At 59.2% G+C, this 24,404-nt stretch carries 21 protein-coding genes; 5 read left to right on the top strand and 16 right to left on the bottom strand.

Annotated elements, in window-relative coordinates:
• Positions 1–64 precede the first annotated feature (64 nt).
• Positions 65–2,314, bottom strand: coding sequence for a hypothetical protein (locus ACTWLJ_RS23290; RefSeq protein WP_445178625.1), 2,250 nt, complete (start codon positions 2,312–2,314; stop codon positions 65–67).
• A 20-nt stretch (positions 2,315–2,334) separates the two neighbouring features.
• On the opposite strand from ACTWLJ_RS23290, the gene ACTWLJ_RS23285 reads away from it, so the two are divergent.
• Positions 2,335–2,541 carry a hypothetical protein gene (locus ACTWLJ_RS23285; RefSeq protein ID WP_445181447.1) on the top strand — a complete coding sequence of 69 codons (207 nt, stop codon included), beginning with the start codon at positions 2,335–2,337 and terminating at the stop codon, positions 2,539–2,541.
• A 471-nt stretch (positions 2,542–3,012) separates the two neighbouring features.
• On the opposite strand, the gene ACTWLJ_RS23280 is transcribed toward ACTWLJ_RS23285, so the two are convergent.
• Both ACTWLJ_RS23280 and ACTWLJ_RS23275 read right to left on the bottom strand, forming a co-directional pair.
• Entirely contained in the window at positions 3,013–4,191 is a 1,179-nt protein-coding gene (locus ACTWLJ_RS23280; protein ID WP_401212623.1) for a cystathionine gamma-synthase, read from the bottom strand.
• Positions 4,188–5,564: a pyridoxal-phosphate dependent enzyme gene (locus ACTWLJ_RS23275; protein WP_445178624.1), complete on the bottom strand. Its 1,377-nt coding sequence runs from the start codon at positions 5,562–5,564 to the stop codon at positions 4,188–4,190. Before ACTWLJ_RS23275 ends, ACTWLJ_RS23280 begins: the two co-directional genes overlap by 4 nt.
• Before the next feature lie 413 nt (positions 5,565–5,977).
• Here ACTWLJ_RS23275 and metE point away from each other — a divergent pair, with 413 nt between their 5' ends.
• Positions 5,978–8,266 (top strand): 5-methyltetrahydropteroyltriglutamate--homocysteine S-methyltransferase, encoded by a 2,289-nt coding sequence (gene metE / locus ACTWLJ_RS23270; RefSeq protein ID WP_445178623.1) that lies wholly within the window; start codon positions 5,978–5,980, stop codon positions 8,264–8,266.
• A gap of 81 nt (positions 8,267–8,347) precedes the next feature.
• On the opposite strand, the gene ACTWLJ_RS23265 is transcribed toward metE, so the two are convergent.
• From ACTWLJ_RS23265 to phnD, 9 genes are all read right to left on the bottom strand, one after another.
• On the bottom strand, positions 8,348–9,970 hold the full coding sequence (locus ACTWLJ_RS23265) for a hypothetical protein (RefSeq protein ID WP_445178622.1): 1,623 nt from the start codon (positions 9,968–9,970) through the stop codon (positions 8,348–8,350).
• Between the two features lie 136 nt (positions 9,971–10,106).
• Entirely contained in the window at positions 10,107–11,042 is a 936-nt protein-coding gene (locus tag ACTWLJ_RS23260) for a Ppx/GppA phosphatase family protein (protein WP_445178621.1), read from the bottom strand.
• Between the two features lie 271 nt (positions 11,043–11,313).
• Positions 11,314–12,141 (bottom strand): phosphonoacetaldehyde hydrolase, encoded by an 828-nt coding sequence (phnX, locus tag ACTWLJ_RS23255; protein WP_401212614.1) that lies wholly within the window; start codon positions 12,139–12,141, stop codon positions 11,314–11,316.
• Positions 12,142–12,215: 74 nt separating this feature from the next.
• Positions 12,216–13,085 carry a LysR substrate-binding domain-containing protein gene (locus ACTWLJ_RS23250; protein WP_401212611.1) on the bottom strand — a complete coding sequence of 290 codons (870 nt, stop codon included), beginning with the start codon at positions 13,083–13,085 and terminating at the stop codon, positions 12,216–12,218.
• Between the two features lie 10 nt (positions 13,086–13,095).
• Positions 13,096–14,310, bottom strand: a complete 1,215-nt coding sequence (locus ACTWLJ_RS23245; protein WP_445178620.1) for an MFS transporter — start codon at positions 14,308–14,310, stop codon at positions 13,096–13,098.
• A gap of 133 nt (positions 14,311–14,443) precedes the next feature.
• Complete coding sequence (gene psrA / locus ACTWLJ_RS23240) at positions 14,444–15,535, bottom strand: iron-containing alcohol dehydrogenase PsrA (protein ID WP_445178619.1); 1,092 nt, start codon at positions 15,533–15,535, stop codon at positions 14,444–14,446.
• Positions 15,536–15,668: 133 nt separating this feature from the next.
• A complete protein-coding gene (gene phnE / locus ACTWLJ_RS23235; protein WP_445178618.1) occupies positions 15,669–16,487 on the bottom strand; it encodes a phosphonate ABC transporter, permease protein PhnE in 819 nt (272 codons plus the stop codon).
• A 2-nt stretch (positions 16,488–16,489) separates the two neighbouring features.
• The gene (phnC, locus tag ACTWLJ_RS23230; RefSeq protein WP_445178617.1) at positions 16,490–17,281 is read right to left on the bottom strand and encodes a phosphonate ABC transporter ATP-binding protein; all 792 of its coding nucleotides are present in this window, start codon (positions 17,279–17,281) and stop codon (positions 16,490–16,492) included.
• On the bottom strand, positions 17,278–18,144 hold the full coding sequence (phnD, locus tag ACTWLJ_RS23225) for a phosphonate ABC transporter substrate-binding protein (protein ID WP_445178616.1): 867 nt from the start codon (positions 18,142–18,144) through the stop codon (positions 17,278–17,280). The genes phnC and phnD overlap by 4 nt, the downstream gene beginning before the upstream one ends.
• A gap of 109 nt (positions 18,145–18,253) precedes the next feature.
• Here phnD and ACTWLJ_RS23220 point away from each other — a divergent pair, with 109 nt between their 5' ends.
• The 3 genes from ACTWLJ_RS23220 to map all read left to right on the top strand — a co-directional run bounded on the left by ACTWLJ_RS23220 (position 18,254) and on the right by map (position 20,192).
• A complete protein-coding gene (locus tag ACTWLJ_RS23220; protein WP_445178615.1) occupies positions 18,254–19,111 on the top strand; it encodes a LysR substrate-binding domain-containing protein in 858 nt (285 codons plus the stop codon).
• Between the two features lie 65 nt (positions 19,112–19,176).
• Entirely contained in the window at positions 19,177–19,404 is a 228-nt protein-coding gene (locus ACTWLJ_RS23215) for a ParD-like family protein (protein ID WP_166217502.1), read from the top strand.
• On the top strand, positions 19,401–20,192 hold the full coding sequence (gene map / locus ACTWLJ_RS23210) for a type I methionyl aminopeptidase (RefSeq protein WP_445178614.1): 792 nt from the start codon (positions 19,401–19,403) through the stop codon (positions 20,190–20,192). The genes ACTWLJ_RS23215 and map overlap by 4 nt, the downstream gene beginning before the upstream one ends.
• A 130-nt stretch (positions 20,193–20,322) precedes the next feature.
• Here the strand turns inward: map and ACTWLJ_RS23205 are convergent, their stop codons facing one another.
• From ACTWLJ_RS23205 to ACTWLJ_RS23190, 4 genes are read right to left on the bottom strand one after another with little or no spacing between them, the layout of a single operon-like run.
• Complete coding sequence (locus tag ACTWLJ_RS23205) at positions 20,323–21,477, bottom strand: ABC transporter ATP-binding protein (RefSeq protein ID WP_445178613.1); 1,155 nt, start codon at positions 21,475–21,477, stop codon at positions 20,323–20,325.
• Positions 21,478–21,494: 17 nt separating this feature from the next.
• Positions 21,495–22,304: an ABC transporter permease gene (locus ACTWLJ_RS23200; protein WP_445178612.1), complete on the bottom strand. Its 810-nt coding sequence runs from the start codon at positions 22,302–22,304 to the stop codon at positions 21,495–21,497.
• 6 nt (positions 22,305–22,310) lie between these two features.
• Positions 22,311–23,258: an ABC transporter permease gene (locus ACTWLJ_RS23195; RefSeq protein WP_445181406.1), complete on the bottom strand. Its 948-nt coding sequence runs from the start codon at positions 23,256–23,258 to the stop codon at positions 22,311–22,313.
• A complete protein-coding gene (locus tag ACTWLJ_RS23190; protein WP_445178611.1) occupies positions 23,255–24,280 on the bottom strand; it encodes an ABC transporter substrate-binding protein in 1,026 nt (341 codons plus the stop codon). The genes ACTWLJ_RS23195 and ACTWLJ_RS23190 overlap by 4 nt, the downstream gene beginning before the upstream one ends.
• Between the last annotated feature and the right edge of the window lie 124 nt (positions 24,281–24,404).

The following is a 24,404-nucleotide window of genomic DNA, read 5'->3' as shown; positions in this document are numbered from 1 at the left end:
ACCTCCTGATGGTCTATCAGTTAGGTCAGCATCGACGCTCAGGGTTCATTTTGATATTCGACGGTCAAAGTTGAATGAACGCCGAGTCGCTCTGGTCGTGAACGGACTGTCGCAGTTCGGCTAGCAGTTCAGGTGTGTATTTAATCGGGAATCCATGCTGGGTCAGACGGCTACAGGCGTGCTCGACAAAACTGCGCATGCCGCGGCGGTACTGTTTGCCGTCGATGGTGTAGGGGCGGTAAAACAAGCCTCCTTCCAGGCTGCACAGGGGCATTGCGTTGGCCAGGTAGCCTTGCTCCTTGTACTTGCGCTTTAACGGATAGCCCGCAAGTTTGCCGCCCTTCACTACATCGTCGGTGCGATAGGCCCAGACCTCGATCCACAGCGGTGCCGAGTCGATTATGAAGTCAGCCATCGCCCGGCCTCCGCCGTATCCCGGAAAACTTTCTATTTGTGGATGGTCGACAAATTCGTAGTCGGCGAGGTGCAGCAAGTTCGCCACAATCGTTTCCGGCAGGGAGTCGTAGCGAAAGCCGTTCAAACCCTTGTATATCCCCCAACTGAACTGCTTGGAGACCTCGCGTACCCAGTTTTGCGAAGCTGCGTATTTATAAGAGCCGGGTGATGAAGCATGCCAATCCGAGGACGACGCGAACTCGCTATCGCGTATGTGCTGAACCAGATCGTCCAGGCTCATGCCCTGCCATACGGTCGGTTGCTCAAACCCCTGTCTGGCACACAGGTCGGCGGTCAGGTTTCTCTCTCGGATATTGCGTATCAGGCTGCCGTAGGCTCGTTCCAGCTGGTTCAGACTGTCGAGTTGTTCGGCGCAGCAGAGTCGGGCGCTTTCATCCAGCATTTGCTGGTTTGTGAGACGCGAATAGTTGACCAGCGGTATCCAGCCAAATTCGGCCATGACATCTTCTTTGAAACCTTGGTCGATGATGCTGCCGCTTGCGCCTGGGTAGCGCGAGACAAACTCTCCCCAACTCATGCTTTTTGTATCTCGCACACAATCGATGGCATCACTGAGCGTGGCTATCTCATAGCTGCGCTTGAAACGCATGCCCATGCTGGCGAGCACTCGATGATGCACAAAATCCCCGGCAATCCTGCGCCGGCTAATGAAGTTGTTTATGTTGTTAGGTAGCTTAGACCGGATATGACCGATGTTTGTGGCGCCATCATCAACCAGGCTCTGAAACACCGCGCGAAGTTCATCGTCGGTGAAGTCCTCGATACGAGTGTTCGATGGCAAATCCAGCGCTTCTTGTACGACTTCATATTTGCGTATTGTTTTTTTCGCACCTTTCGGGCTGGCGTCGGACGGTTGTTTCAGATAGCGCATCGACTTCGGGAACAGTTTTTGGCCGTCTGCAAAGTTCTTGATGCCGTTCTCCCTCAACAAGTCGATGTAGTACTGATCGCTTTTACCTGTCTTGTCTTCCGGTAGATAAGTATTGCGGCAAGTCGGGTTGTCGCAATAGGTAAAACCACGGTAGCGGATGAGGTCGTAACTGCGTGCCTTGTTTCGATGGCTACAGGCTCTGCAGGTAATCGCAATGGCCTGTTTACGCTTGACCTGGGATCTTTCTTCCATCAACTCGAGCGTGCCTTCAAACGCCATTTCGAAGTCCAGCAAGAACGCTTTGAACGCGTCCAGGGCGATTCTTTCGAAAGGATTGCAGTAAGGGCATCGATCCTCGGTCCAGCTCTCGAGCTCAATAAACCTGAGCGCGATTTTGCCGCCACACTCGATGTGTATGTATTCCACCTTGTCGGATCGGCGGGCGGGCACGAGGGGCGGAGAAACAAGGCGCTTCGGTGCGCAAAGTTCATTGAGCGCTGACAGTGTGAGCTCGGCGGATTTTGATTTTCGTCGGGTTTCGTCAGGTTGGAAAAAGGTGCCTTTCTTGGAAGAGAGGGCGCGTGAGCGAACCGTATGCCAACTCTGCGTCATCACAGCGTCACCCTTACGCCAGTGCAGCATGTCGTCGGCAGAAATCGTCAAACGGTTAAGATCTGTTTGTTCTTCTTGTCCCTTTTCCAGCGTAACGTCATCCAGCCCCTGCTGTTTGGCGATGGACTTCAAATACAGCAGGCTCAGTTTGCCCCGTCGATGGCAGGGAATAAAACCGCAGCCACGTTTATCACTGAGCAAAGTCTTCGAGTTCTTCAGATTTACCATCCCGCATGAATGTACGACCTCATGCAGGGAATAGCCGTTTTTGTGTTCACCACTAAGGCGCTGATAGCCGGCCTCGTGGATGATTTCAAGGATGTGTTGGTCGCTGTATTCGGATAGTCGGGACATGATCTATTGAAAGGCTCAAGGTGGTTTTCAGTCTTGCAACAAGTCAGGTGTTGTTCACGGCATGCACCTTAGCACTCGACGCGCGCTTTGCCTGCCGATGGGGGGCGGGTTTTGACGATTGCCGTACAAGGACGTTACCCATGAAGTTCGAGAAAAACACCGAACTCGATCAGGCGAATCTGCGCATTATCATCGCCGGCATTGCGGAGCCGGCCGAAAAAGCCTGAATCAACACTTGCAGAGCAAGTCCTGAGTAACGGTAGTTTGCAGGCAGTTGTACTGACCCATGTTGTGGCAGATATTTTTCTCCGACCTTGCTCAGCGGCACGACCGGCACCGGATCAAAGGGCATTAGGCGTTTGGATTACTTGAGGGAGTTCGCTAAAAGGAATTCGGTCTAAAAACGCCGGTGCAGTGTTCGAGCGCTTTGCTAGGCTCAAAGGTGTAGGCGAAGACGCAGACTGATGCGCAAGCGGATAGCAAGGGCGCGTGGGGCGCGCTCCGAAGGGTACACGGTTAGAAAGATCTCCGCGCTGAGATCCAGCCCTTATGCCGTGTGAAGCAGCCGAGGCCGTGCCTTTTTACTTTCGCCCGGTACTGTGAGAAGCCCGATAAACCTTGTAAGCCAGAGACCAGCACTGGCCGCCTACTCGAACACCAAAGCCCGCATTGTTGCGGGCTTTGTCGTTCGTGGCCGGTCAGATGGTCGCGAGGGCCCGCGCCAGATCGGCGCGCAGGTCTTCGAGGTCTTCGACACCCACCGACAGCCGCACCAGACTGTCGCTGATCCCCAGTTGCGCGCGGGTCTCTGGCGGAATGGTCGCGTGGGTCATGATCGCCGGATGCTCGATCAGGCTTTCGACGCCGCCGAGGCTTTCGGCGAGGGCGAAGATTTCGACGTTTTCCAGGAAGCGCCGGGCGCCCGCCAGATCACTGTTCAGATCTACCGAAATCATCCCGCCGAAACCGCGCATCTGCCGCTTGGCCAGTTCATGTTGCGGGTGCGACGCCAGGCCCGGGTAGTAGACGTGTTTGACCTGCGGTTGCTGCTCCAGCCACTGCGCCAGTGCCAGCGCATTGCTGCAATGACGCTCCATGCGCAGTGCCAGCGTTTTCACCCCGCGCAGGGTCAGGAACGCATCGAACGGCCCGGCAATCGCGCCAATCGCGTTTTGCAGGAAGCCCAGTTTCTCGGCCAGTTCGGCGTTTTGCCCGACGACAGCGATACCGCCGATCACGTCCGAATGCCCGTTCAGGTACTTGGTGGTCGAGTGCAGCACGATGTCGAAACCCAGCTCCAGCGGACGCTGGATATAAGGGCTGGCGAAGGTGTTGTCGGCCACGGTGATGATCCCGCGAGCACGGCAGATACGGGCGATGGCGGCGAGGTCCGACAGGCTCAGCAACGGGTTGGTCGGGGTCTCGACCATGACCATGCGCGTGTCGTCCTGCAGCGCTGCTTCGAACGCTGAAAGATCGGTCAGATCGACATAGCTGAAACGATGCCCGGCGCTGCGCTGGCGCACCTTGTCGAACAGGCGAAAAGTGCCGCCATACAAGTCATTGCCGGAAATCACATGCGAGCCGGCGTCGAGCAATTCCAGCACCGTGGAAATCGTCGCCAGCCCGGACGCAAAAGCAAAGGCGCGGGTGCCGCCCTCAAGATCCGCCACGCAGCGCTCCAGCGCAAAACGCGTCGGGTTGTGCGAGCGGCCGTAGTCGAAACCCTTGTGCACGCCGGGGCTGTCTTGCAGATACGTGGAGTTGGCGTAGATCGGTGGCATCAGCGCCCCGGTGGTCGGGTCCGGTTCCTGACCGGCATGGATCACCCGGGTAGCAAAACCCTGGGCCGGGGCGTTTTTGTCGTGCTGGCTCATGCGAGGGATCTCCGTAATTGGTTGAGCATGTCGACGCGAGTGATCAGGCCATGGAAGCCCGAAGCGTCGGCGATGATTGCCACGAGACCGCGGCTGAGTACGTTTTCCAGATCGGCAAGGGAAGCGCCGGGCGCAAGGGTTTGCAGCTTGTCGGTCATCACGCTGGCGACCGACTGGCTGAAGCGTACGGCGTCTTCGTGAACAGCCAGAAGGATGTCGGATTCGTCGATCACACCGACCAGTTGTTTGCCTTCAACCAGCACCGGAAGCTGCGAGACATCCGCCAGACGCATGCGCTGGAACGCCGTCAGCAGTGTGTCGTCAGGGCCAACGCTGATCACCCGACCATCCTCGAAACGCCGGGCGATCAGATCGCGCAGGTCGCCATATCCCTTGCGATGCAGCAGACCCTGATCGGTCATCCATTGATCGTTATAAACCTTCGACAGATAGCGCGTGCCGGTATCGCAAACGAAGCTGACCACGCGTTTCGGCTCGGTCTGCTCGCGGCAATAACGCAGCGCGGCAGCGAGCAGGGTGCCGGTCGATGAACCGCCGAGGATGCCTTCGGCGCGCAGCAACTGACGGGCGTGATCGAAGCTTTCTTCGTCGCTGATCGAGTAGGCGTGGCGCACGCTGGAGAGGTCGGTGATCGACGGAATGAAATCCTCACCGATGCCTTCGACGGCCCATGAACCGGGCTTCGTCATATTGCCGCTGCGGCTGTACTCGGCCATCACCGAACCGACTGGATCGGCGAGGACCATTTCCAGATCCGGTTGTACGCGTTTGAAGAAACGCGTCAGGCCGGTCAGCGTGCCGGCCGAACCGACGCCGACCACAATGGCGTCGAGGTCATGCTCGGTCTGCGCCCAGATCTCTGGTGCGGTGCTGCATTCGTGGGCCAGCGGGTTGGCCGGATTGTTGAACTGATCGGCGAAAAATGCGCCGGGAATGTCCTTGGCCAAACGTGCGGCAACGTCCTGGTAATACTCGGGATGACCCTTGCCGACATCGGAGCGGGTGATGTGCACCTCAGCGCCCATGGCCTTCAAGTGCAGGACTTTTTCGGTGGACATTTTGTCCGGCACCACCAGCACCACGCGGTAGCCTTTGGCGCGACCGACCAGTGCCAGGCCGAGACCGGTATTGCCGGCAGTGGCCTCGACGATGGTGCCGCCCGGTTGCAGGCGACCATCGCGTTCGGCGGCATCGATCATCGCCAGACCAATGCGGTCCTTGATCGAGCCACCGGGGTTTTGCGATTCAAGTTTGAGAAACAACGTGCAGGGGCCGGTATCGAAACGAGTGACTTGAACCAGCGGAGTGTTGCCTATCAGCCCAAGTACCGCAGGGCGTGATTCCTTTGACATTTCTTCACCTCTTGATGGTGTTGATCGCGTTCCGTTCGCGGGGGAAAAGCTCGCCTGCAACATAGGCTCAGACATGTTCTGTCGCAACCTTTAGTCCGCCGCAAATACAGCCATTTCGATCTAACCATAGATCAAAAACAAAGCGCGTAAGGGGCGAGTTTGAGCGGGTTTATATCGAGGCGTCATTGAGTATTCAAAGGGCGTCTTCATCGTCGCGAACCGCTTGATCTGCAGACGCTTTTCCTGCAGTGCAAACCGATCAATAACGCATGAATCGATTTTTGTTCGAGGACAATCAGCAATCATTTGATCATGAGAAAATCTCGCGATCATCAAGATTAAAATGAGTTTGTCTCACTCATGTGCAAGTAACGACAATGGCCGCCATCAACAAGACATTGGAGTTGTTTGTTATGGCACTGGCCCATTCCCTTGGATTTCCGCGCATCGGTCGCGACCGCGAACTGAAGAAAGCGCAAGAGGCGTTCTGGAAGGGAGAACTGAACGAGGCAGGCCTGCGTAAAGTCGGCAGCGAGCTGCGCAAGGCCCATTGGGACCTGCAGAAAAACGCTGGCATCGAGCTGCTGCCGGTCGGCGATTTCGCTTGGTACGACCAGGTGCTGACTCACTCGCTGATGTTCGGCGTGATCCCGGAGCGCTTCCGTCCGCATGACGGCAAAGCTTCTCTGCAAACCCTGTTCGGCATGGCGCGTGGCGTCAGCGACAGTTGCTGTGGCGGTGCGCACGCCCAGGAAATGACTAAGTGGTTCGACACCAATTATCACTACCTCGTCCCCGAGTTCAGCGCTGATCAGCAATTTCAGCTCGGCTGGGAGCAGTTGTTCGAAGAGGTCGAAGAGGCCCGCGCGCTGGGGCACAACGTCAAGCCAGTGGTCATCGGCCCGCTGACTTACCTGTGGCTGGGCAAGGCCAAGGGCGCCGGGTTCGACAAGCTCGAACTGCTCGATCGCCTGCTGCCGCTGTACGGTGAAATCTTCCAGCGCCTCGCCGCTCAAGGTGTTGAGTGGGTGCAGATCGACGAGCCGATTCTGGTGCTCGACCTGCCGCAGGAATGGAAAAACGCCTTTGAGCGTGCCTACAACCAGATCCAGCGCGATCCGCTGAAGAAACTGGTCGCCACCTACTTCGGTGGTCTGGAAGAAAACCTTGGTCTGGCGGCGAATCTGCCGGTCGATGGTTTGCACATTGATCTGGTGCGTGCGCCGGAACAGTACCCGACCATTCTTGATCGTCTGCCGGCTTATAAAGTGCTGTCGCTGGGTGTGGTCAACGGCCGTAACGTCTGGCGTTGCGATCTGGAAAATGCCCTCGCCACTTTGCAGCATGCACATGAGCGTCTGGGTGATCGCCTGTGGGTCGCGCCGTCCTGCTCGTTGCTGCACAGCCCGGTGGATCTGGGGCGTGAAGACAAGCTCGATGCCGAGTTGAAGAGTTGGTTGGCGTTCGCCGTGCAGAAGTGCGAAGAAGTTGCCGTGCTGGCACAGGCAGTCAACGAACCTGAGGCGCCGAAAGTGCTGCGGGCACTGACTGAAAGCCGTTCGGTGCAAGCGGCCCGCGCTGCTTCGCCACGTATTCACAAACCCGCGGTGCAGGCGCGTGTTGCGGCAATCACCGCCAAGGACAGCCAGCGTCAGTCGCTGTTTGCCCAGCGAATTGCCAAGCAGCGTGCTGGTCTTGATCTGCCGTTGTTCCCGACCACGACCATCGGTTCGTTCCCGCAAACTGCTTCGATCCGTCTGGCGCGTCAGTCGTTCAAGCAGGGCAAGTTGAGCGAGGCCGAATACACCGAGGCGATGCACAGCGAGATCCGCCATGCGGTGGAAATCCAGGAGCGTCTGGGCCTCGATGTACTGGTACACGGTGAAGCCGAGCGTAACGACATGGTCGAGTACTTCGCCGAGCAACTGGACGGCTATGTGTTCACTCGTTTTGGCTGGGTACAGAGCTACGGTTCGCGCTGCGTGAAACCGGCGGTGATCTTCGGCGATCTGAGCCGTCCGAACGCCATGACTGTCGAGTGGATTCGCTATGCGCAAGGTCTGACCAACAAGGTCATGAAAGGCATGCTGACCGGGCCGGTGACCATGCTGATGTGGTCGTTCCCGCGTGAAGATGTTTCGCGTGAAGTGCAGGCGCGGCAACTTGCGCTGGCGATTCGTGACGAAGTGGTTGATCTGGAAGCTGCCGGGATCAAGATCGTGCAGATCGATGAAGCGGCATTCCGTGAAGGTCTGCCGTTGCGTCAGGCGCAGTGGCAGCATTACCTGGACTGGGCGACCGAAGTGTTCCGGCTCTGCGCCTCGGGTGTGCGTGACGAAACCCAGATCCATACGCACATGTGCTACAGCGAATTCAACGACGTGATCGAGTCCATAGCGGCGATGGATGCTGACGTGATCACCATCGAAACCTCGCGTTCGGACATGGAGCTGCTGGACGCCTTCGAAGCCTTCGCATACCCGAACGAAATCGGCCCGGGCGTCTACGACATCCACTCGCCACGCGTGCCGGACGCCTCGGAAATGGCTAATTTGCTGCGCAAGGCTGCCAAACGCATTCCCGCCGAGCGCCTGTGGGTCAACCCGGATTGCGGCCTGAAAACCCGCGGCTGGCCGGAGACCGAAGCGGCGTTGGTGCACATGGTGACTGCGGCTCGTCAGTTGCGTAAAGAACTGGCCTGACGTTTTAAAACAACATCACCAACCGGAGCACCCCACGGTGCTCCGTTTTTTTGCATCTGCACCCAATACCAAAGCCCAACCCTAACCCCAAACCTGTGGGAGCTGGCTTGCCAGCGAAAGCGGTGGGTCAGTCGACACAGATTCAACCTGTGCAGACGCCTTCGCGAGCAAGTTCGCTCCCACAGGGTTATGTGGTGTGAACACAGTATTCAGCTTCGCCCCGAAATCCTGTGGGAGCTGGCTTGCCAGCGAAAGCGGTGGGTCAGTCGACACAGATTCAACCTGTGCAGACGCCTTCGCGAGCAAGCTCGCTCCCACAGGGTTTTGTGGTGTGAACACAGTATTCAGCTTCACCCCGAAATCCTGTGGGAGCTGGCTTGCCAGCGAAAGCGGTGGGTCAGTCGACACAGATTCAACCTGTGCAGACGCCTTCGCGAGCAAGTTCGCTCCCACAGGGTTATGTGGTGTGAACACAGTATTCAGCTTCGCCCCGAAATCCTGTGGGAGCTGGCTTGCCAGCGAAAGCGGTGTGTCAGTCGACACAGATTCAACCTGTGCAGACGCCTTCGCGAGCAGGCTCACTCCTACAGGGTTTTGTGGTGTGAACACAGTATTCAGCTTCGCCCCGAAATCCTGTGTGAGCTGGCTTGCCAGCGAAAGCGGTGGGTCAGTCGACACAGATTCAACCTGTGCAGACGCCTTCGCGAGCAAGCTCGCTCCCACAGGGTTTTGTGGTGTGAACACAGTATTCAGCTTCGCCTCGAAATCCTGTGGGAGCTGGCTTGCCAGCGAAAGCGGTGGGTCAGTCGACACAGATTCAACCTGTGCAGACGCCTTCGCGAGCAAGTTCGCTCCCACAGGGTTATGTGGCGTGAACACAGTATTCAGCTTCGCCCCGAAATCCTGTGGGAGCTGGCTTGCCAGCGAAAGCGGTGTGTCAGTCGACACAGATTCAACCTGTGCAGACGCCTTCGCGAGCAGGCTCACTCCTACAGGGTTTTGTGGTGTGAACACAGTATTCAGCTTCGCCCCGAAATCCTGTGTGAGCTGGCTTGCCAGCGAAAGCGGTGGGTCAGTCGACACAGATTCAACCTGTGCAGACGCCTTCGCGAGCAAGCTCGCTCCCACAGGGTTTTGTGGTGTGAACACAGTATTCAGCTTCGCCCCGAAATCCTGTGTGAGCTGGCTTGCCAGCGAAAGCGGTGGGTCAGTCGACACAGATTCAACCTGTGCAGACGCCTTCGCGAGCAAGCTCGCTCCCACAGGGTTTTGTGGTGTGAACACAGTATTCAGCTTCGCCCCGAAATCCTGTGGGAGCTGGCTTGCCAGCGAAAGCGATGGGTCAGTCGACACAGATTCAACCTGTGCAGACGCCTTCGCGAGCAAGCTCGCTCCCACAGGGTTTTGTGGTGTGAACACAGTATTCAGCTTCGCCCCGAAATCCTGTGGGAGCTGGCTTGCCAGCGAAAGCGGTGTGTCAGTCGACACAGATTCAACCTGTGCAGACGCCTTCGCGAGCAAGCTCGCTCCCACAGGGTTTTGTGGTGTGAACACAGTATTCAGCTTCGCCCCGAAATCCTGTGGGAGCTGGCTTGCCAGCGAAAGCGGTGGGTCAGTCGACACAGATTCAACCTGTGCAGACGCCTTCGCGAGCAAGCTCGCTCCCACAGGGTTTTGTGGTGTGAACACAGTATTCAGCTTCACCCCGGACCTTGTAGGAGTGAGCTTGCTCGCGAAAACGGTGTGTCATTCAACATAGATTCCGCCAGTGCCGACGCCTTCGCGAGCAAGCTCACTCCCACAGGTTGTGCGGAACGAACATGCACCTGATGGCACTCTCTTAATGCTTGGACATCAATCCGTGCAGCACACCGAGCCTCAGCCCCGGTTCGGACGGCACCATCTGCGAAATCCCGAACACCTTGAACGCCGCCAGCATCAACACCAGACCACCCGGCAGGATGCTCTGGCGATGCGGTTGCAGGCCGGCGAGTTTCAGTTGCTGAACGTTATTCACTTTCAGCAGCAGCAACGACAAACGCAACAACCCACCATAAGTAATGCCGTCCTGGCCGAAGTCGTTCAGTCGATTGGCCTTGAGCACTTTGGCGAGCATTCGCGCCGTGCCCGATGAGCCGATGGTCTGCTGCCAGCCCTGAGCACGATAGCGTCGGGCGACTTTCTCGAATTGCACAATTGCCACGCGCTCGGCTTCCTGCAAAGCCGCCGCGCAAATATCGCCATCACGAAAGTAACGGGCACCGAGAGTGCCACTGCCGATGGCGATGCTTTCAGTGAGTAACGGTTGCGCACCTTGACCCAGAATCAGCTCGGTCGAACCGCCACCGATATCGACCACCAGCCGCATATCCTCGGCACTGGGGATGGTGTGAGCCACGCCGGCGTAGACCAGCCGTGTCTCTTCATGCCCGGAAATGACGTCGATGCTGAAGCCCAGATGACGCTCAGCACTGGCCAGAAAAAGCTGCGCATTGTCCGCCTCGCGTACCGCGCTGGTCGCCACGGCTCGCACACGTCCCGGCTCGAAACCGCGCAGCTTCTTACCGAACCGCGCCAAGGCCTGCCAGCCGCGATCCAGTGCCAAAGCATCCAGCGCGCCGCCGTCAAAGCCTTCGGCGAGACGAACCGGCTCACGCACGGTTTTCACTTCCTGGATCATGAAGCCTTTTCGGCTGCGCACCGACTGGCCGATCATCAGGCGAAACGCATTCGAGCCCAGATCGATGGCGGCAAACAGCGAGGCGTCTTCTTTCATGGGAATCCTTGCGAAGTCTTCCGTCGAAGGCTCAAGACGGTTTGCGAGGATTCTGCCGTTATCTTGATGACATCCTGATGACGGGGCGGGGGCGGGGGCGGTTCAGTGAATTGTGGGTTGTCATGACACTGTCATTATCCGGCGCCAATACTGAGCCCAATACATCGCGTGTTCTCAAGTTTTCGCTGCCATATCTGGCAGCTTTTTTTTGCCTGAAATCTGTACACATCACCTGTAGGAGCTGTTTTCGGCAGCTCCAACAGGCCTTGGCTCAGCAGCCTTGCGGGGTTTCACCACGGGCCAGACGCGCATTGATGTCCTCGATCACCTCCGGCAGATCGGCGATGGTATCGATCAGGTAATGCGGACGTGAAGGGGCGAACATCTTGCCGATTCGCGCCCGTTCTTCGGCGAGTCGATCCGACGGCAGCGCCTTGTACTGCTCGTAAGTCAGGCCCAGCGCATTGCCGGAGCAAGTCAGCGCCACGGTCCACATGCCCGCGCTGCGACCTTCGAGAATCCCCGGCCAGGTGTCATCGACCTTGACGCACGCCGCCACATCATCGATGCCCAGCGCAATCACGTTGGCCAGTGCCTGCGCCGGATGAGGGCGACCATTGGGCACTTCATCGGTGGCGACGACATGGTCGGCGATGTAGCCGTTCTCTCGTGCCAGCTCGACAACCTTGGCCATCACCACTGCCGGATAACCTGAGCAGGAACCGATTTTCAGGCCCTTGTCACGCAACGCCGCGATGGCTTCGAGGGCGCCGGGGATCAGTGCCGAATGCAGGGCGATTTTCTCGATTTGCAGCGGCATGAAGCGCTCGTAAATCGCCGTCACATCCTCGTCACTCGGCGAACGATCGAACGCTGCGCGATAACGTTCGGCAATCTGCGGCAGGTTGCACAGCGTGCGGATGTGATCCCACTTGCCCATGCCCATCGGCCCGCGCGCTTCTTCCAGCGTGACCGCGACGCCGAACTCGGCGAAGGCTTCGACAAAAATCTGCGTCGGCGCAAAGGAGCCGAAATCGACAACGGTGCCAGCCCAGTCGAGGATGGCGGCTTGCAGGTGAGTCGGTTGCTTGTACTGCATGGTCAATCTCCGTTTTCAGGTAAGCGTTGGCCGTCCCTCGGTCATGAGGTAGGGCGTTTGAACGTGGGTTTGCATCAGTTCATCGGTGGGGCCGAGTCGAACAGTTCGGCGATCACCGGGCGGTTTCTGCGGATGCCGAGGCAGCACAGGTGGTATTCGATGAAAAACGGGTGATCGACAAAAGTGATCGGTTTGGTGCCCGGGGTTTGCGCGTACTCGACGGCGGATACCAGACCGATACCGATGCCCTTGGCGATGGCGTGCACAATGGCTTCGCGGCTGTTCAGCTGCATCACGCAATTAAGTTCGACGTCGAGGCGTTTGCAGGTTTCTTCCACCAGTTGTCGGGTGCGCGAACTCTGTTCGCGCAGCACCCATTTTTCACTGCTGATCTGGCTGACGTGGACTTGCTCGAGACTGGCCCACGGGTGGTCATCGCGTACCACGGCAATGATCGGATAACGGTGATAGAGGTGCGTGTGAAAGCGCTGGTCGAACTCCGACAACGCGAGGATCGCCACGTCGATATCAAAATTGAACAACCGCGCCAGGGTTTCCTTTTCCGAGGAAAACGAGGTTTCCAGTTCGATATCCGGGTGCCGCTGCATCAGCTCGTAAGTCAGGTTCATCGCAATCGGCGGCGACACCGCGCCGAGGCGCAGCATGCCGTTCTTGCGCTGTTTGAAGCTCTGTAGCAGTTGCACCGCTTCATCCTCCTGGCCGAACAGACCCTGAGTGATTGCGTACAGTTTGTGCCCGGCGGCGCTCATCTCGATGTAGCGTCCGCGCCGATGGAACAGCTCGACCGAGAAGGTTTTCTCCAGCGCGTTGACCTGCTCGCTGACGGTCGGCTGACCGACACACAGATACTCGGCGGCGAGGGTGAAACTGCCGGTCTTGGCTACCGCATGAAACGAACGCAACCACTTGTGGTACTGGTACATGCAAGCCCCGTCAGCGTCGGATGAACATTGCCACCGCCGCGCTGCACAGGCAGGCGCTGGTGACCACAATGAAAATAAGAGACGTATTTGCGCTGGAGTCAAGCAGACGGCCGATCATTGGTTCGGCCAGGCCGGCGAAAAGGTAGGAGGAAAAGTTCATCACGCCAGTCGCGGTACCGGCCCGCTTGGCACCGACCAGGTCCGGGCACAGCGCCCAGAAACTCGATGCCGGGCCGTAGACGAAGAAGCCGCAAAGGAATAACGCCACCAGACCGGTTGCGCTGTGCGGCGGCAGGCTCCACATCCACAGGCTGGTCGCAGCGCCGACCGCCATGCCGACGGGGAGGGCGACGGTGATCCATTTGGGATCGATCATGCTGTCGCCGCTTTTCCAGTTGGCGCCGAGAAAATGCACCGGCACCCAGACGATCAAGCCGTAGCGCGCGGCGTTCTGAAAGCCCAGCGACACGGCGGCGATGATCAGCCGGGCGTTTTTCAGCACGGCTTTGTAGCGTTGCGCCGAGGTTTCGACTTCGCCATAAGCGGCTTCCTGAAGTTTGTCATCAGTATTCGCCACGCCGGTATCGGCCAGCGGTTCGAAGCCCATGTCCTGCGGCCGTTCACGGGCGACCAGATAGAAAATGATCCCGCCGGCAAGCATCAGCAGCACTGGCAGGCGAAAGATCCAGCGCCATTCCAGTTGCAGCACTTCGAGTACGACGATGGAGGTGACGTACGACAGAATCGAAGCGCACCCGGCGGCGAAGGTATAAAAGCCGTAGACCTTGCCGCGCTCGCCGGCGCTCCACCAGTTGGAAATCAGGCGGCTGCCCGGTGCCCAGCCCAACGCCTGGAAGTAGCCGTTGACGCCCCACGGCAGAATCAGACTGGTAAAACCGCCAGCAAAACTGGTAACCCAGTTGGCCGCACAGGACAGCACCGCGCCGAGGGTCATGATCCGCCGGCCACCAAACTTGTCGGCGAGGTTGCCGTTGATCGCCTGACCGATGGCATAGGCCCAGAGCATCGCGGCGGAGGCCCAGCCGAGAGTTTCCTTGCTCAGGCCGAACTCGGCCTGAATTCCCGGAATGGCAAAACCGAAGGTCTGCCGGCCGGTGTAGAAAAACAGGTAGCAGAACATCGCCGCCAGCAGCATTCGCCACTGGGCGACCCGAAACGAGGCAGTACGTACGGCGAGACCAGGCATGGTTTGGGCACGATTCATGATCTTTTCCTTATTGTTGTAGGTTCCCGCCGAATGTCGTCGGCGGGTGCACTCTTTCTCGGTGCGGCAGGAAATCACCGCAGCGTTTTACGCCGCTGGCTGTGCTTTGTCTGTTTGCGTTGGTTGGTCGGGTTCAGGTGGCTTGTGAACCGATGAAGTTCTTGCCGCGCGCGCCCTGCGTGGCGAGGTGAATGATGTCTTCGGCATCCTTGGCCGAGACACCGTAGTCGGCAAACTCGGTCTTCACGCCAAGGCTGTGCAGGAACTCGCGCAATTGCTGTTGGGCTTTGCTCAGGTCTGTGCCGAAGATCCGCTGCAAGGTGCGGTCGCGGGTGGCGTCATGCCCCCAGGCCAGGCCCAACACCAGCGGCAACGTGAAGGAGCAGGCGATACCGTGGGGCAGGCCGTGGCGCAGGGTCATTTCATAAGAAATGGAATGTGCCAGCGCGGTTTTGGTATTGGAAAACGCCAGCCCGGCCTTGAGTGCCGCCAATGCCATGCGCGTGCGCAACTCTTGGCTGGCGAGGTCCTGATGAAGGCGCGGCAGGCATTCGAGAATGTCTTCGATGGCCGAGATCGCGAAGGTGTCGGAGACCGGATTGGCGTTGACGTTCCAGATCGCTTCCAGCGCATGCGACAGCGCGTCGAGCCCGGTGGAGACGGTGACACTGGCCGGCACGGTGAGCATCAGTTGTGGATCAATGATCGCCACGCGTGGCCAGGTGCAATCCAGATGCAGCGAATATTTCTTCTGGCTGGCGCTGTCCCAAATGGTTGCCCACGGCGTGACTTCGCTGCCGGTGCCTGCGGTGGTCGGCGCGGCGATCAGTTGTTTGCAGCGCGCCGGGGTGAACGGTTTGCCGGTGGCGAGCAGGGCGAGCAATTCGTCGAAACGAGCGGACTCGGTGCCGACAATCAACGCCTTGGCAGTGTCGATGGCGCTGCCGCCACCGACCGCAAGCACCACGTCACAGGTGCCGGCATGCTCCCAGAAATGCTCATAAGTGCTGCGCAGATGCGCGACATCTGGATTGGGCTGGACGTCTTCGAAGATGTAAACCAGACGTTCGCCCAGCAACGCTTGCAGGCGATCCACCAACCCCAGCCCACGGGCCTCGGGGAAGGTGACGAGCGCCACGGTTTGCTGCTCGGTTAGGCTGGCAAGTTCTTGCAGGCTGCCCCAGCCGAAACGGGTGTCGACGGGGTTCTGGAATCGGGCAGTCATGGTGGACCCTTCTTGTTGTTGTCGGTGTGGCGCCATACTCAGGCGCCGTCGACAACCGCTCAAATCGATAATTCGCAGGTTTGAATCGGCTGAGGCGATAACAAAATCCGCAGCCGTTTGACGGGCGTTGGAGCTAGTGCGCCGAACCGCTCTGGATCGCGGCCCGCAAGCGACTGGACACCGCGTCGGCGACGATCACCATGAAGGTGATGACGATAATGCAGGTGGCGGTTTCCTGATATTTGAACAGCTTGAGGCTGCTCACCAGTTCGAAACCGAGGCCGCCGGCGCCAACCATTCCCAGCACCGTGGCCGAGCGCAGGTTGACTTCGAAGCGGTAGAGGATCACCGCAATCCACGCAGTGATGACTTGCGGCAGCACGCCGAACACGATCACTTGCAATGGCCGTGCACCGGTCGCCTGAAGGGCTTCAATCGGGCCTTGGTCGATCTCTTCGATGCTCTCGGCGAAGAACTTGCCGAGCATGCCCAGGCCATGCAGCGCCAGCGCCAATACGCCGGGGAAGGGGCCCAGACCTACCGCCGAAACAAAGATCAGCGCGAGGATCAGTTCGTTGATGCTGCGGGTGAAGTTCAACGCCTGGCGAGTGGTGTGAAACACCCAGCGGTTGCGGCTCAGATTGCGTGCCGCGAGAAACGACAAGGGAATCGCCAGCAATACCCCGAGCAAGGTGCCCCAGATGGCGATCTGCAAGGTTTCCACCGCTGGCGCCAGCAGACGCGGGAGGATGCTCAAATCCGGTGGAAAGGTGCGTGAAAGAAAGTCGCCAATCTGCGGCAGTCCCGCCGCCAGTTCGCCGAGGCTGAGTTGCGCGCCTTGTGCGCTCCAGTTCAGCGTCCACAGCACGATCAGGACGATGGCGCCGCTGGTCAGCCAGCTGCGTGTGCCTCGGGGCCGGTCGCCGACCCACTGATAATTTTGCGATTGCATGCTCAGGCCCTCGAAGCGGCGCGGTAGGTCAGGGTGGGCGTCACGCTGGTTGCGGATGGCTCCGCAGACTGGCCCGGATAGATTCGGCCAAGATCCGCCTCGGTCATGCTTGAGGCTTTGCCGTCAAACACCAGACTGCCGTGGGCCAGACCGACCACGCGGTCGCCGAACTCGCGGGCGTATTCAACCTGATGCAGGTTGCACAGCACGGTGATCCCCAGTTCGCGGGTGGCATCGCGCAAATACTGCAAGACCAGCCGCGCGGTTTTCGGGTCGAGGCTGGCGATTGGTTCGTCCGCCAGAATCACTTGCGGTCGTTGTGCCAGTGCGCGGGCAATGCCCACTCGCTGCTTCTGCCCGCCGGACAGTGAATCGGTGCGCTCGCCGGCCTTGTGCGCCAGTTCGACGCGCTCCAGACATTGCATGGCCAGCGCCACATTGTCACGGCGAAACAGCTGCAAAATCGAGGCGAGGGTGCCCACTGAACCGAGGCGCCCGGTCAGCACATTTTTCAGCACGCTCAGGCGTGGCACGACGTTGTGATGCTGGAAGATCATCGCCACTTCACGGCGCAGCACACTGGTGTCCCGGCAGGCGAGGGCGTCGATGCCGGCCACGTTCAACGTGCCGCTATCGGCTTGGGCCAGACGATTGATGCAGCGCAGCAGCGTCGATTTACCCGCGCCGGACTGACCGAGCACCACAACGAATTCACCGGCAGCGACCTCAAGGTCAATGCCGCGCAACACCGGGTTGTCGCCGTAGTGTTTGGTCAGTTGGCGGATGCTGATCATTTCATGCTCCGCAAATCCAGATCGAGCACCTTGGCGGTCTCGCGCACCACGTTGTAAGCCGCGTCAGAGGTGGGCTGGAAACCGTCGAGCTGGCCCTGATCGCCCCACGGCACATCCTTGATCCCCGCCAGCGCGGCGGCGACTTTTTTCTTCAGTTCCGGATCGAGTGCCTTGCGCCAGACCATCGGTGATTCGGGAATCGGACGCGAACTCCAGACCACTTCGAAGTCATCCTGCTTCACCAGACCTTTGGACACGGCGCTGGCAAAAATGCGGTCGGCCACGGCGGCGGCGTCGACCTTTTTGTTGGCCACGGCGAGGATGCTGGCGTCGTGGGAGCCGGAAAAAATCACCCGTTTGAACAATGTGTCCGGGGCAAAACCGGCCTGTTCCAGACCGGCCTTGGGGAACAGATGCCCGGACGCCGAACTTGGATCGACGAAGGCAAAGGTGTGGCCCTTGAGGTCGGCCAGGGTATGAATGCCGCTGTCCTTGCGCGCCAGGATCACGCTCTTGTAAGCGCTCTGACCGGTCTTTTTGGTGACCGCCACCGAGAATGCTTCGACGTCCGCCACCGAGGTCGCCAGTACATAGGAAAACGGTCCCAGATAGGCGACGTCGAGCTTGCCGGCGCGCAGGGCTTCGATGATGCCGTTGTAGTCGGTGGCGACAAATGGCACCACCGGCATGCCGAGTTTCTCCTGCAAATCATCCAGCACTTGTTTGCTCGACTCGATCATCGCCTGGGAGTCTTCGGAGGGAATCAGGCCAATGGTCAGTTTGTCTTTGGCCCAGACATGGCTGGCGCCGAGGGCAAGCAAGGTCAGGCTGGCGGCACGCACAAACTTGTGAATTGTTTTCATGGCATTCCACGGGGTGGTTGGGAGTTGCCACAGGCTAGGTCTGTCACGTGACAGTCATTCAATCAATTCAATATGCGAAACAGCGGTTAACTATTGATGGAGTCTATGGATGTCGAGCGCCAAACTGCGTGCGTTTCTGGCGGTGGCCCGCCACGGCAGCTTCAGCGCCGGAGCCCGGGCCTGCGGGCTGAGTCAGCCGACCCTTACCACCCAGGTGCAAAGCCTGGAGCGTCAGCACAATGTCGAGTTGTTCCACCGGCGTGGGCGGCGCATTGAGCTGTCGGATGTCGGGCGGCAATTGCTGCCGATTGCGCAACGCATCGCCTTGCTGGAACTGGAGGCGCATAACCTGCTGCGTGACTCCGGGCGGCTCGACAGTGGTCAGCTCAAGCTCGGTGCGGTGGGGCCGTTTCATGTGATCGAAATGGTCGACAGCTACCTGCAACAGTATCCAAACATTGATGTGTCGATCCGGGTCGGCAACTCGGCGCAGGTGCTTTCTGATCTGGAAAACTACGTGACCGATATCGCGGTGCTCGCGGGGCGTCAGGATGACCCGGCGCTGTCTGCGGTGCGTTATGCGCGACACGCGATCATTCTGTTTGCCCATCACGAGCATCCGTTGGCCAACCGTGGCAGCGTGCGGCTGGAGGAGCTGGAAGGGCAGCGTTTGCTGCAACGCGAGCCCGGTTCGACCACGCGGCTGGTGCTAGAACAGGCGCTGAACGCCGCGCAGGTCAAACCGCGTATCGCTATGGAAATCGGCAGTCGCGAGGCGCTGCGAGAAGCAGTGGTACGCGGTTTGGGGTTGGGCGTGGTGTCCGAGGCGGAGTTCATCGCCGACCCGAACATCCGCACCATCCGCATCGAAGGCGAGGCGCTCTACACCGAGACTTATCTGTATTGCTTGGCCGAGCGGCGATCGAGTCGACTGATCTCTTCGTTTTTCGATGCGGCGTTGGGCTGATTTGCATTTCTTCGTCAGGCTTGGCTAATATACGAACCATATACATTTCATATCGGATATTCGCCGTGGGCATCGTAAAGATTTCAGAGGACATGCATGAGAATCTGCGCATCTCCAGCAATGCACTCAGCCGCTCGATCAACGCGCAGGCCGAGCACTGGATGCGCATCGGCATGCTCGCTGAGCTGCATCCGAACCTCGACCACAGCGCCATTTGCCGCTTGCTGATCCGCGCTGAACAGAACGGCGGGCTGGATCTGCAACAACTGACTCAGGAAGCAGTCACCGCATGAGAAACCAGATCAAGATCAACACCCCGGCGGACATCGCCCAATCCCGCGCGGCCGGCAAACTCGCCGCCGAAGTGCTGGCGATGCTGGTACCCCACGTCAAGGCGGGCGTGACCACCGATGAACTGGATCGGCTGTGCAACGACTACATCGTCAATGTGCAGAAAGCCATTCCGGCCAACGTCGGTTATCACGGCTTTCCGAAAACCGTTTGCGCCTCGGTCAACGATGCGGTGTGCCACGGCATCCCTAACGCGAAACCGCTGAAGGATGGCGACATCGTCAACCTCGACATCGCGGTGATCAAGGATGGCTGGTTCGGCGACACCAGCCGCATGTATGTGGTGGGGGAAGCGACACCTGAGGCGCAGCATTTGATCAAGACCACCTATGACGCCATGTGCGCGGGCATTCGTGCAGTTCGACCGGGCGCGACGTTGGGCGATATCGGTTTTGCGATTCAGAGTCTGGCGGAGAAGGAAGGCTTCAGCGTCGTGCGCGAATACTGCGGCCACGGCATCGGCAAGGTGTATCACGATGAGCCGCAGATTCTGCATTACGGCTTTCCCGACCAAGGCATGAAGCTGAAGGCGGGGATGATTTTTACCATCGAACCGATGCTCAATGCCGGCAAGCGTCATGTGAAGAACATGCCGGATGGCTGGACTGTGCTGACCAAGGATGGTTCGTTGTCGGCGCAGTGGGAGCATATGGTCGCGGTGACGGAGAGCGGGTTTGAAGTGCTGACGGCATGGCCGGATGCAATCGAGGGTTTCACCCCTATCACCTGACCACAGCAATACCTGTGGGAGCTAGCCTGCTAGCGATGGCGGTGTATCAGGCGACTTTGACGCTTGCCTGTAAATCACTATCGCTAGCAGGCTAGCTCCCACAGTTGAAATGCAATCCTTTGCTGGATTTTCAGTGAGCGCCAGCGGCTTTGTTCAGATCGCTTTCGGTCCACTCGGTATAGACGCAAGCATCTGCGGTGGCCCAGCGCACTTGCACCGGATCACCCGCCTTGAGCGGCATCCCCGCAGCCGACAACGCCTTGACCGTCATCGAAGTCCCACCCGAAGTCACCACGCTGCACGTCTGGCTCTCGCCCAGGAACAACACTTCCACGACCTTCGCCGACACTTCGTTCCAACCTGCGGCAAGCGGTTCGGCGGCAGCCTGTTGCGTGCTCAGCGCCAGGGCTTTTTCCGGACGCACCATCAGCAGCACATCCTGCTCGCTGCGCAGACCCGCCGTGAGGCGGATCGACAACGATTGCCCTTCAAAACTCGCCGCGCCATTGCCCTGCGCCTTGAGTTTGAGGAAGTTCGAGTTGCCAAGAAACGATGCGACAAAGGCGTTCGGCGGATTCTGGTACAGGTCATAACCGCTGCCCAGTCCCACAATCTTGCCGTGACTGAAAATCGCGATGCGCTGCGACAGGCGCATGGCTTCTTCCTGATCGTGTGTCACGTAAACGATGGTGATGCCAAGTCGGCGATGCAGTTGGCGCAGTTCGTCCTGCAAGTCTTCACGCAGTTTCTTGTCCAGTGCGCCCAGTGGTTCGTCCATCAGCAAAATACGTGGTTCGTAAACCAGCGCACGGGCGATGGCCACGCGCTGCTGTTGGCCGCCGGACAGTTGCGAAGGGCGGCGATGGGCGAATTGCTCAAGCTGCACCAGTTTCAGCATCGCATCGACACGTTTTTCGCGCTCGGCCGCCGCGAGTTTGCGGATCGCCAGCGGGAAGGCGATGTTGTCGCGCACCGACAAGTGCGGGAACAGCGAATAACGCTGGAATACCATGCCGATGTCGCGCTTGTGCGGCGGTACATTCACCAGCGATTGGCCGTTGACCAGAATCTCGCCGCTGCTCGGGGTTTCAAAACCGGCGAGCATCGACAGCGTGGTGCTTTTACCCGAGCCGCTGGAGCCGAGGAAGGTCAGGAATTCTCCGTCCTTGATGTCCAGCGAGATGTTGTCCACGGCAGCGAAGTCGCCGTAGTGCTTGTTCAGATTGCGCAGGCTGACCAGGGGTTTGTCGTTCTGCTGGGATGCGTCTTTGATCACGGCACTCATGTCGTACTCCTGGGCGCTCAGGCGCTGATTTCGTTGCGCCGGCGCAGGGCGGCGGCGATCACCATGACCAGAATCGACAGGCCGATCAGCAACGTCGATGCGACGGCGATCACTGGAGTCAAATCCTGACGCAGGGTGGTCCACATTTTCACGGGAAGGGTTTGCAGGGTCGGGCTGGCCATCATCACGCTGAGCACCACTTCGTCCCACGAAACCAGAAAGGCGAAGAGGGCGCCGGCGACCATGCCCGGACGAATCGCCGGGAATGTCACCTTGAACACCGCTTGCAGGCGCGAGGCGCCGCAGATCACCGCCGCATCTTCAATCGACTGATCGAACAGCTTCAGCGAGTTGATGATCGAGATGATGGTGAATGGCAGCGCGACGATCACATGGCTGACGACGAACGCGAACATGGTCCCGGTGTAACCGAGCTTGAGGAACAGCGCGTAGACCGCCACGGCAATGATCACCAGCGGCACGATCATCGGCAGGGTGAACAGGCCGTAGAGCATTTCGCGGCCGGGGAAGCGTCCGCGCACGAGGGCAAACGCGGTTGGCAGACCGAGAGCCACGGCGCAGATGGTGGTCAGCACTGCAACCTTGAGGCTGGCCAGCGCGGCGTTCATCCAGTCGGCGTTGGAGAAGAACTGGCCGTACCATTTCAGCGTCCAGCCTGGTGGGGGGAACACCAGCCACTGGGATGAACCGAACGACAGCAACACGATGAAGACGATCGGCAACAGCAGGAACAAGCCGATCAGCCCGGTGGTGGTATAGAGGCCGAAGCGCATCCGGCGGCTCATGGCATTGGGTGTCAGGAGCATGGCGGCTTACCTCGCGTTACTGGCGCCAACCGGGGATTCCGGCTGAAGCTTCAGGTAGAAGTAGAACAACACCAGGGTTATCGCGATCAGCAACGCGGCGCCGGCACTCGCCAGGCCCCAATTGAGGAACGATTGCACCTGCTGAATGATGAACTCCGGCAGCATCATGTTCTGTGCCCCGCCGAGCAGCGCCGGGGTGACGTAGTAACCGAGCGACATCACGAACACCATCAGTCCACCGGAAAACAGCCCCGGCCGGCACAGCGGCAGGAACACCCGGCAGAAGTTGGTCCATGGACTGGCGCCGCAGATCGAACCGGCCTGCAGGATCATCGGGTCGATGGCCTGCATGGTCGCCTGCAACGGCAACACGATGAACGGGATCATGATGTAGCTCATGCCGATCACCACGCCGGTCAGGTTGTGCACCATTTCCAGCGGTTGATCGATGATGCCCATGGCCATCAGCGCCTTGTTGATCACGCCCGAGGCTTGCAGCAAAACCAGCCACGAATAGGTGCGGGCGAGCAGGCTGGTCCACATCGACAGCAGCACGATGTTGAGAATCCAGCGACCCCAGCCACGCGGCACCAAGGTGATCGCCCAGGCCAGTGGAAAGCCCAGCAGCAGGCTGAACACGGTCACCAGACCGGCCACCGAAAAGGTGTTGAACAGCACCCGCGCATAGGCCGAGTTGGCGAACAGTTGTTCGTAGTTGCCGAGGCCCGGGGTCGGTTCCAGCACCCCACGCAACAGTAGGCCAATCAACGGCGCAAGAAAGAACAGGCCGAGGAACAGCAGCGCCGGGACAAGATTACCGGCGCCGCGCCAGCGTTGTTTGAGCGATGGAGCTTGCGGCATCGCAATCGCCTTTTTTCCGTTGGCCGGACCGGCAGCGCTCGCGGCGCTCCCGGTGGCAGTGGAGGGACGGGACGCGGTGGCCGCCATTTTCATTTGACCAGCCATTCGTTCCACCGTGTCGCGATGGCCTGGCCGTTTTTGGCCCAGTACGCGAAATCAAGAGTGATCTGATCCTTAGCGTAGGCAGTCGGCAGGTTCGGGGCCAGCACCGAGTCCAGGCGCGCCACGCTGTCGACGTTGACCGGGGCGTAAGCGGTCAGGTTGGAGAAGTCGGCCTGGCCTTTGGCACTGCTGGCGTTGGCCAGAAACTTCATCGCCGCGTCCTTGTTTTTCGAGCCTTTTGGAATCACCAGAATGTCGGCCATGACCAGGTTCTGTTTCCAGCTCACGCCAACCGGAGCGCCGTCTTCTTGCAGGGCATGAATCCGCCCATTCCAGAACTGGCCCATGCTCACTTCACCGGACGCCAGCAGTTGCTGCGACTGCGCGCCGCCGCCCCACCAGACGATGTCTTTCTTGATGGTGTCGAGTTTTTTGAAAGCGCGATCCAGGTCCAGCGGGTAGAGCTTGTCGGCGGGAACGCCGTCGGCCAGCAGCGCCAGTTCAAGCACGCCGGGGCTTGGCCATTTGTAGAGGGCGCGTTTGCCGGGGTAGGTCTTGGTGTCGAACAGGGCGCTCCAGTCTTGCGGCTTGGCGGCACCGAGCTTGCCTTCGTTGTAGCCGAGGACGAAGGAGAAGAAGAACGAACCGACGCCGTAGTCGCTGACAAAGCGCGGGTCGATCTTGTCACGCTGGATGACTTTGAAATCGAGGGGTTCGAGCAGGCCTTCCGCCGCGGCGCGCAGGGCGAAATCGGCTTCGACATCGACCACGTCCCACTGCACGTTGCCGCTTTCGACCATGGCTTTGAGTTTGCCGTAGTCGGTCGGGCCGTCCTGCACGACAGTGATGCCGCTGGCCTTGCTGAACGGATCGGCCCAGGCCTGTTTCTGCGCGTCCTGGGTGCTACCGCCCCAGCTGACGAAGTTCACGCTTTCGGCAGCCATTGCAGCCTGGCCGGTGACGCTGAGCAGTCCCGCAAAAAAGATCGCGGTTGCAGCTTTGTTCAACACCATTTTTACGCCCTCATTGTTGTGTTTTTGAGCGGGCTTGCGTTGTTGCCCGCCTGACGGGAGCAGTAGATGGACGTTCGTTGGAGTGTCCGGTCTATGGAATATCATATTATGGTATTCCAAACTT

Source organism: Pseudomonas sp. McL0111 (assembly GCF_052567255.1).
This window is presented reverse-complemented; position numbering and strand designations above follow the sequence as displayed.

Coding starts and splice junctions, on each gene's coding strand:
- ACTWLJ_RS23290 (WP_445178625.1), bottom strand. CDS start 2,314: ATGTCCCGACTATCCGAATACAGCGACCAACACATCCTTGAAATCATC.
- ACTWLJ_RS23280 (WP_401212623.1), bottom strand. CDS start 4,191: ATGAGCCAGCACGACAAAAACGCCCCGGCCCAGGGTTTTGCTACCCGG.
- ACTWLJ_RS23275 (WP_445178624.1), bottom strand. CDS start 5,564: ATGTCAAAGGAATCACGCCCTGCGGTACTTGGGCTGATAGGCAACACT.
- metE (WP_445178623.1), top strand. CDS start 5,978: ATGGCACTGGCCCATTCCCTTGGATTTCCGCGCATCGGTCGCGACCGC.
- ACTWLJ_RS23260 (WP_445178621.1), bottom strand. CDS start 11,042: ATGAAAGAAGACGCCTCGCTGTTTGCCGCCATCGATCTGGGCTCGAAT.
- phnX (WP_401212614.1), bottom strand. CDS start 12,141: ATGCAGTACAAGCAACCGACTCACCTGCAAGCCGCCATCCTCGACTGG.
- ACTWLJ_RS23250 (WP_401212611.1), bottom strand. CDS start 13,085: ATGTACCAGTACCACAAGTGGTTGCGTTCGTTTCATGCGGTAGCCAAG.
- ACTWLJ_RS23245 (WP_445178620.1), bottom strand. CDS start 14,310: ATGAATCGTGCCCAAACCATGCCTGGTCTCGCCGTACGTACTGCCTCG.
- psrA (WP_445178619.1), bottom strand. CDS start 15,535: ATGACTGCCCGATTCCAGAACCCCGTCGACACCCGTTTCGGCTGGGGC.
- phnE (WP_445178618.1), bottom strand. CDS start 16,487: ATGCAATCGCAAAATTATCAGTGGGTCGGCGACCGGCCCCGAGGCACA.
- phnC (WP_445178617.1), bottom strand. CDS start 17,281: ATGATCAGCATCCGCCAACTGACCAAACACTACGGCGACAACCCGGTG.
- phnD (WP_445178616.1), bottom strand. CDS start 18,144: ATGAAAACAATTCACAAGTTTGTGCGTGCCGCCAGCCTGACCTTGCTT.
- ACTWLJ_RS23220 (WP_445178615.1), top strand. CDS start 18,254: ATGTCGAGCGCCAAACTGCGTGCGTTTCTGGCGGTGGCCCGCCACGGC.
- map (WP_445178614.1), top strand. CDS start 19,401: ATGAGAAACCAGATCAAGATCAACACCCCGGCGGACATCGCCCAATCC.
- ACTWLJ_RS23205 (WP_445178613.1), bottom strand. CDS start 21,477: ATGAGTGCCGTGATCAAAGACGCATCCCAGCAGAACGACAAACCCCTG.
- ACTWLJ_RS23200 (WP_445178612.1), bottom strand. CDS start 22,304: ATGCTCCTGACACCCAATGCCATGAGCCGCCGGATGCGCTTCGGCCTC.
- ACTWLJ_RS23195 (WP_445181406.1), bottom strand. CDS start 23,258: ATGAAAATGGCGGCCACCGCGTCCCGTCCCTCCACTGCCACCGGGAGC.
- ACTWLJ_RS23190 (WP_445178611.1), bottom strand. CDS start 24,280: ATGGTGTTGAACAAAGCTGCAACCGCGATCTTTTTTGCGGGACTGCTC.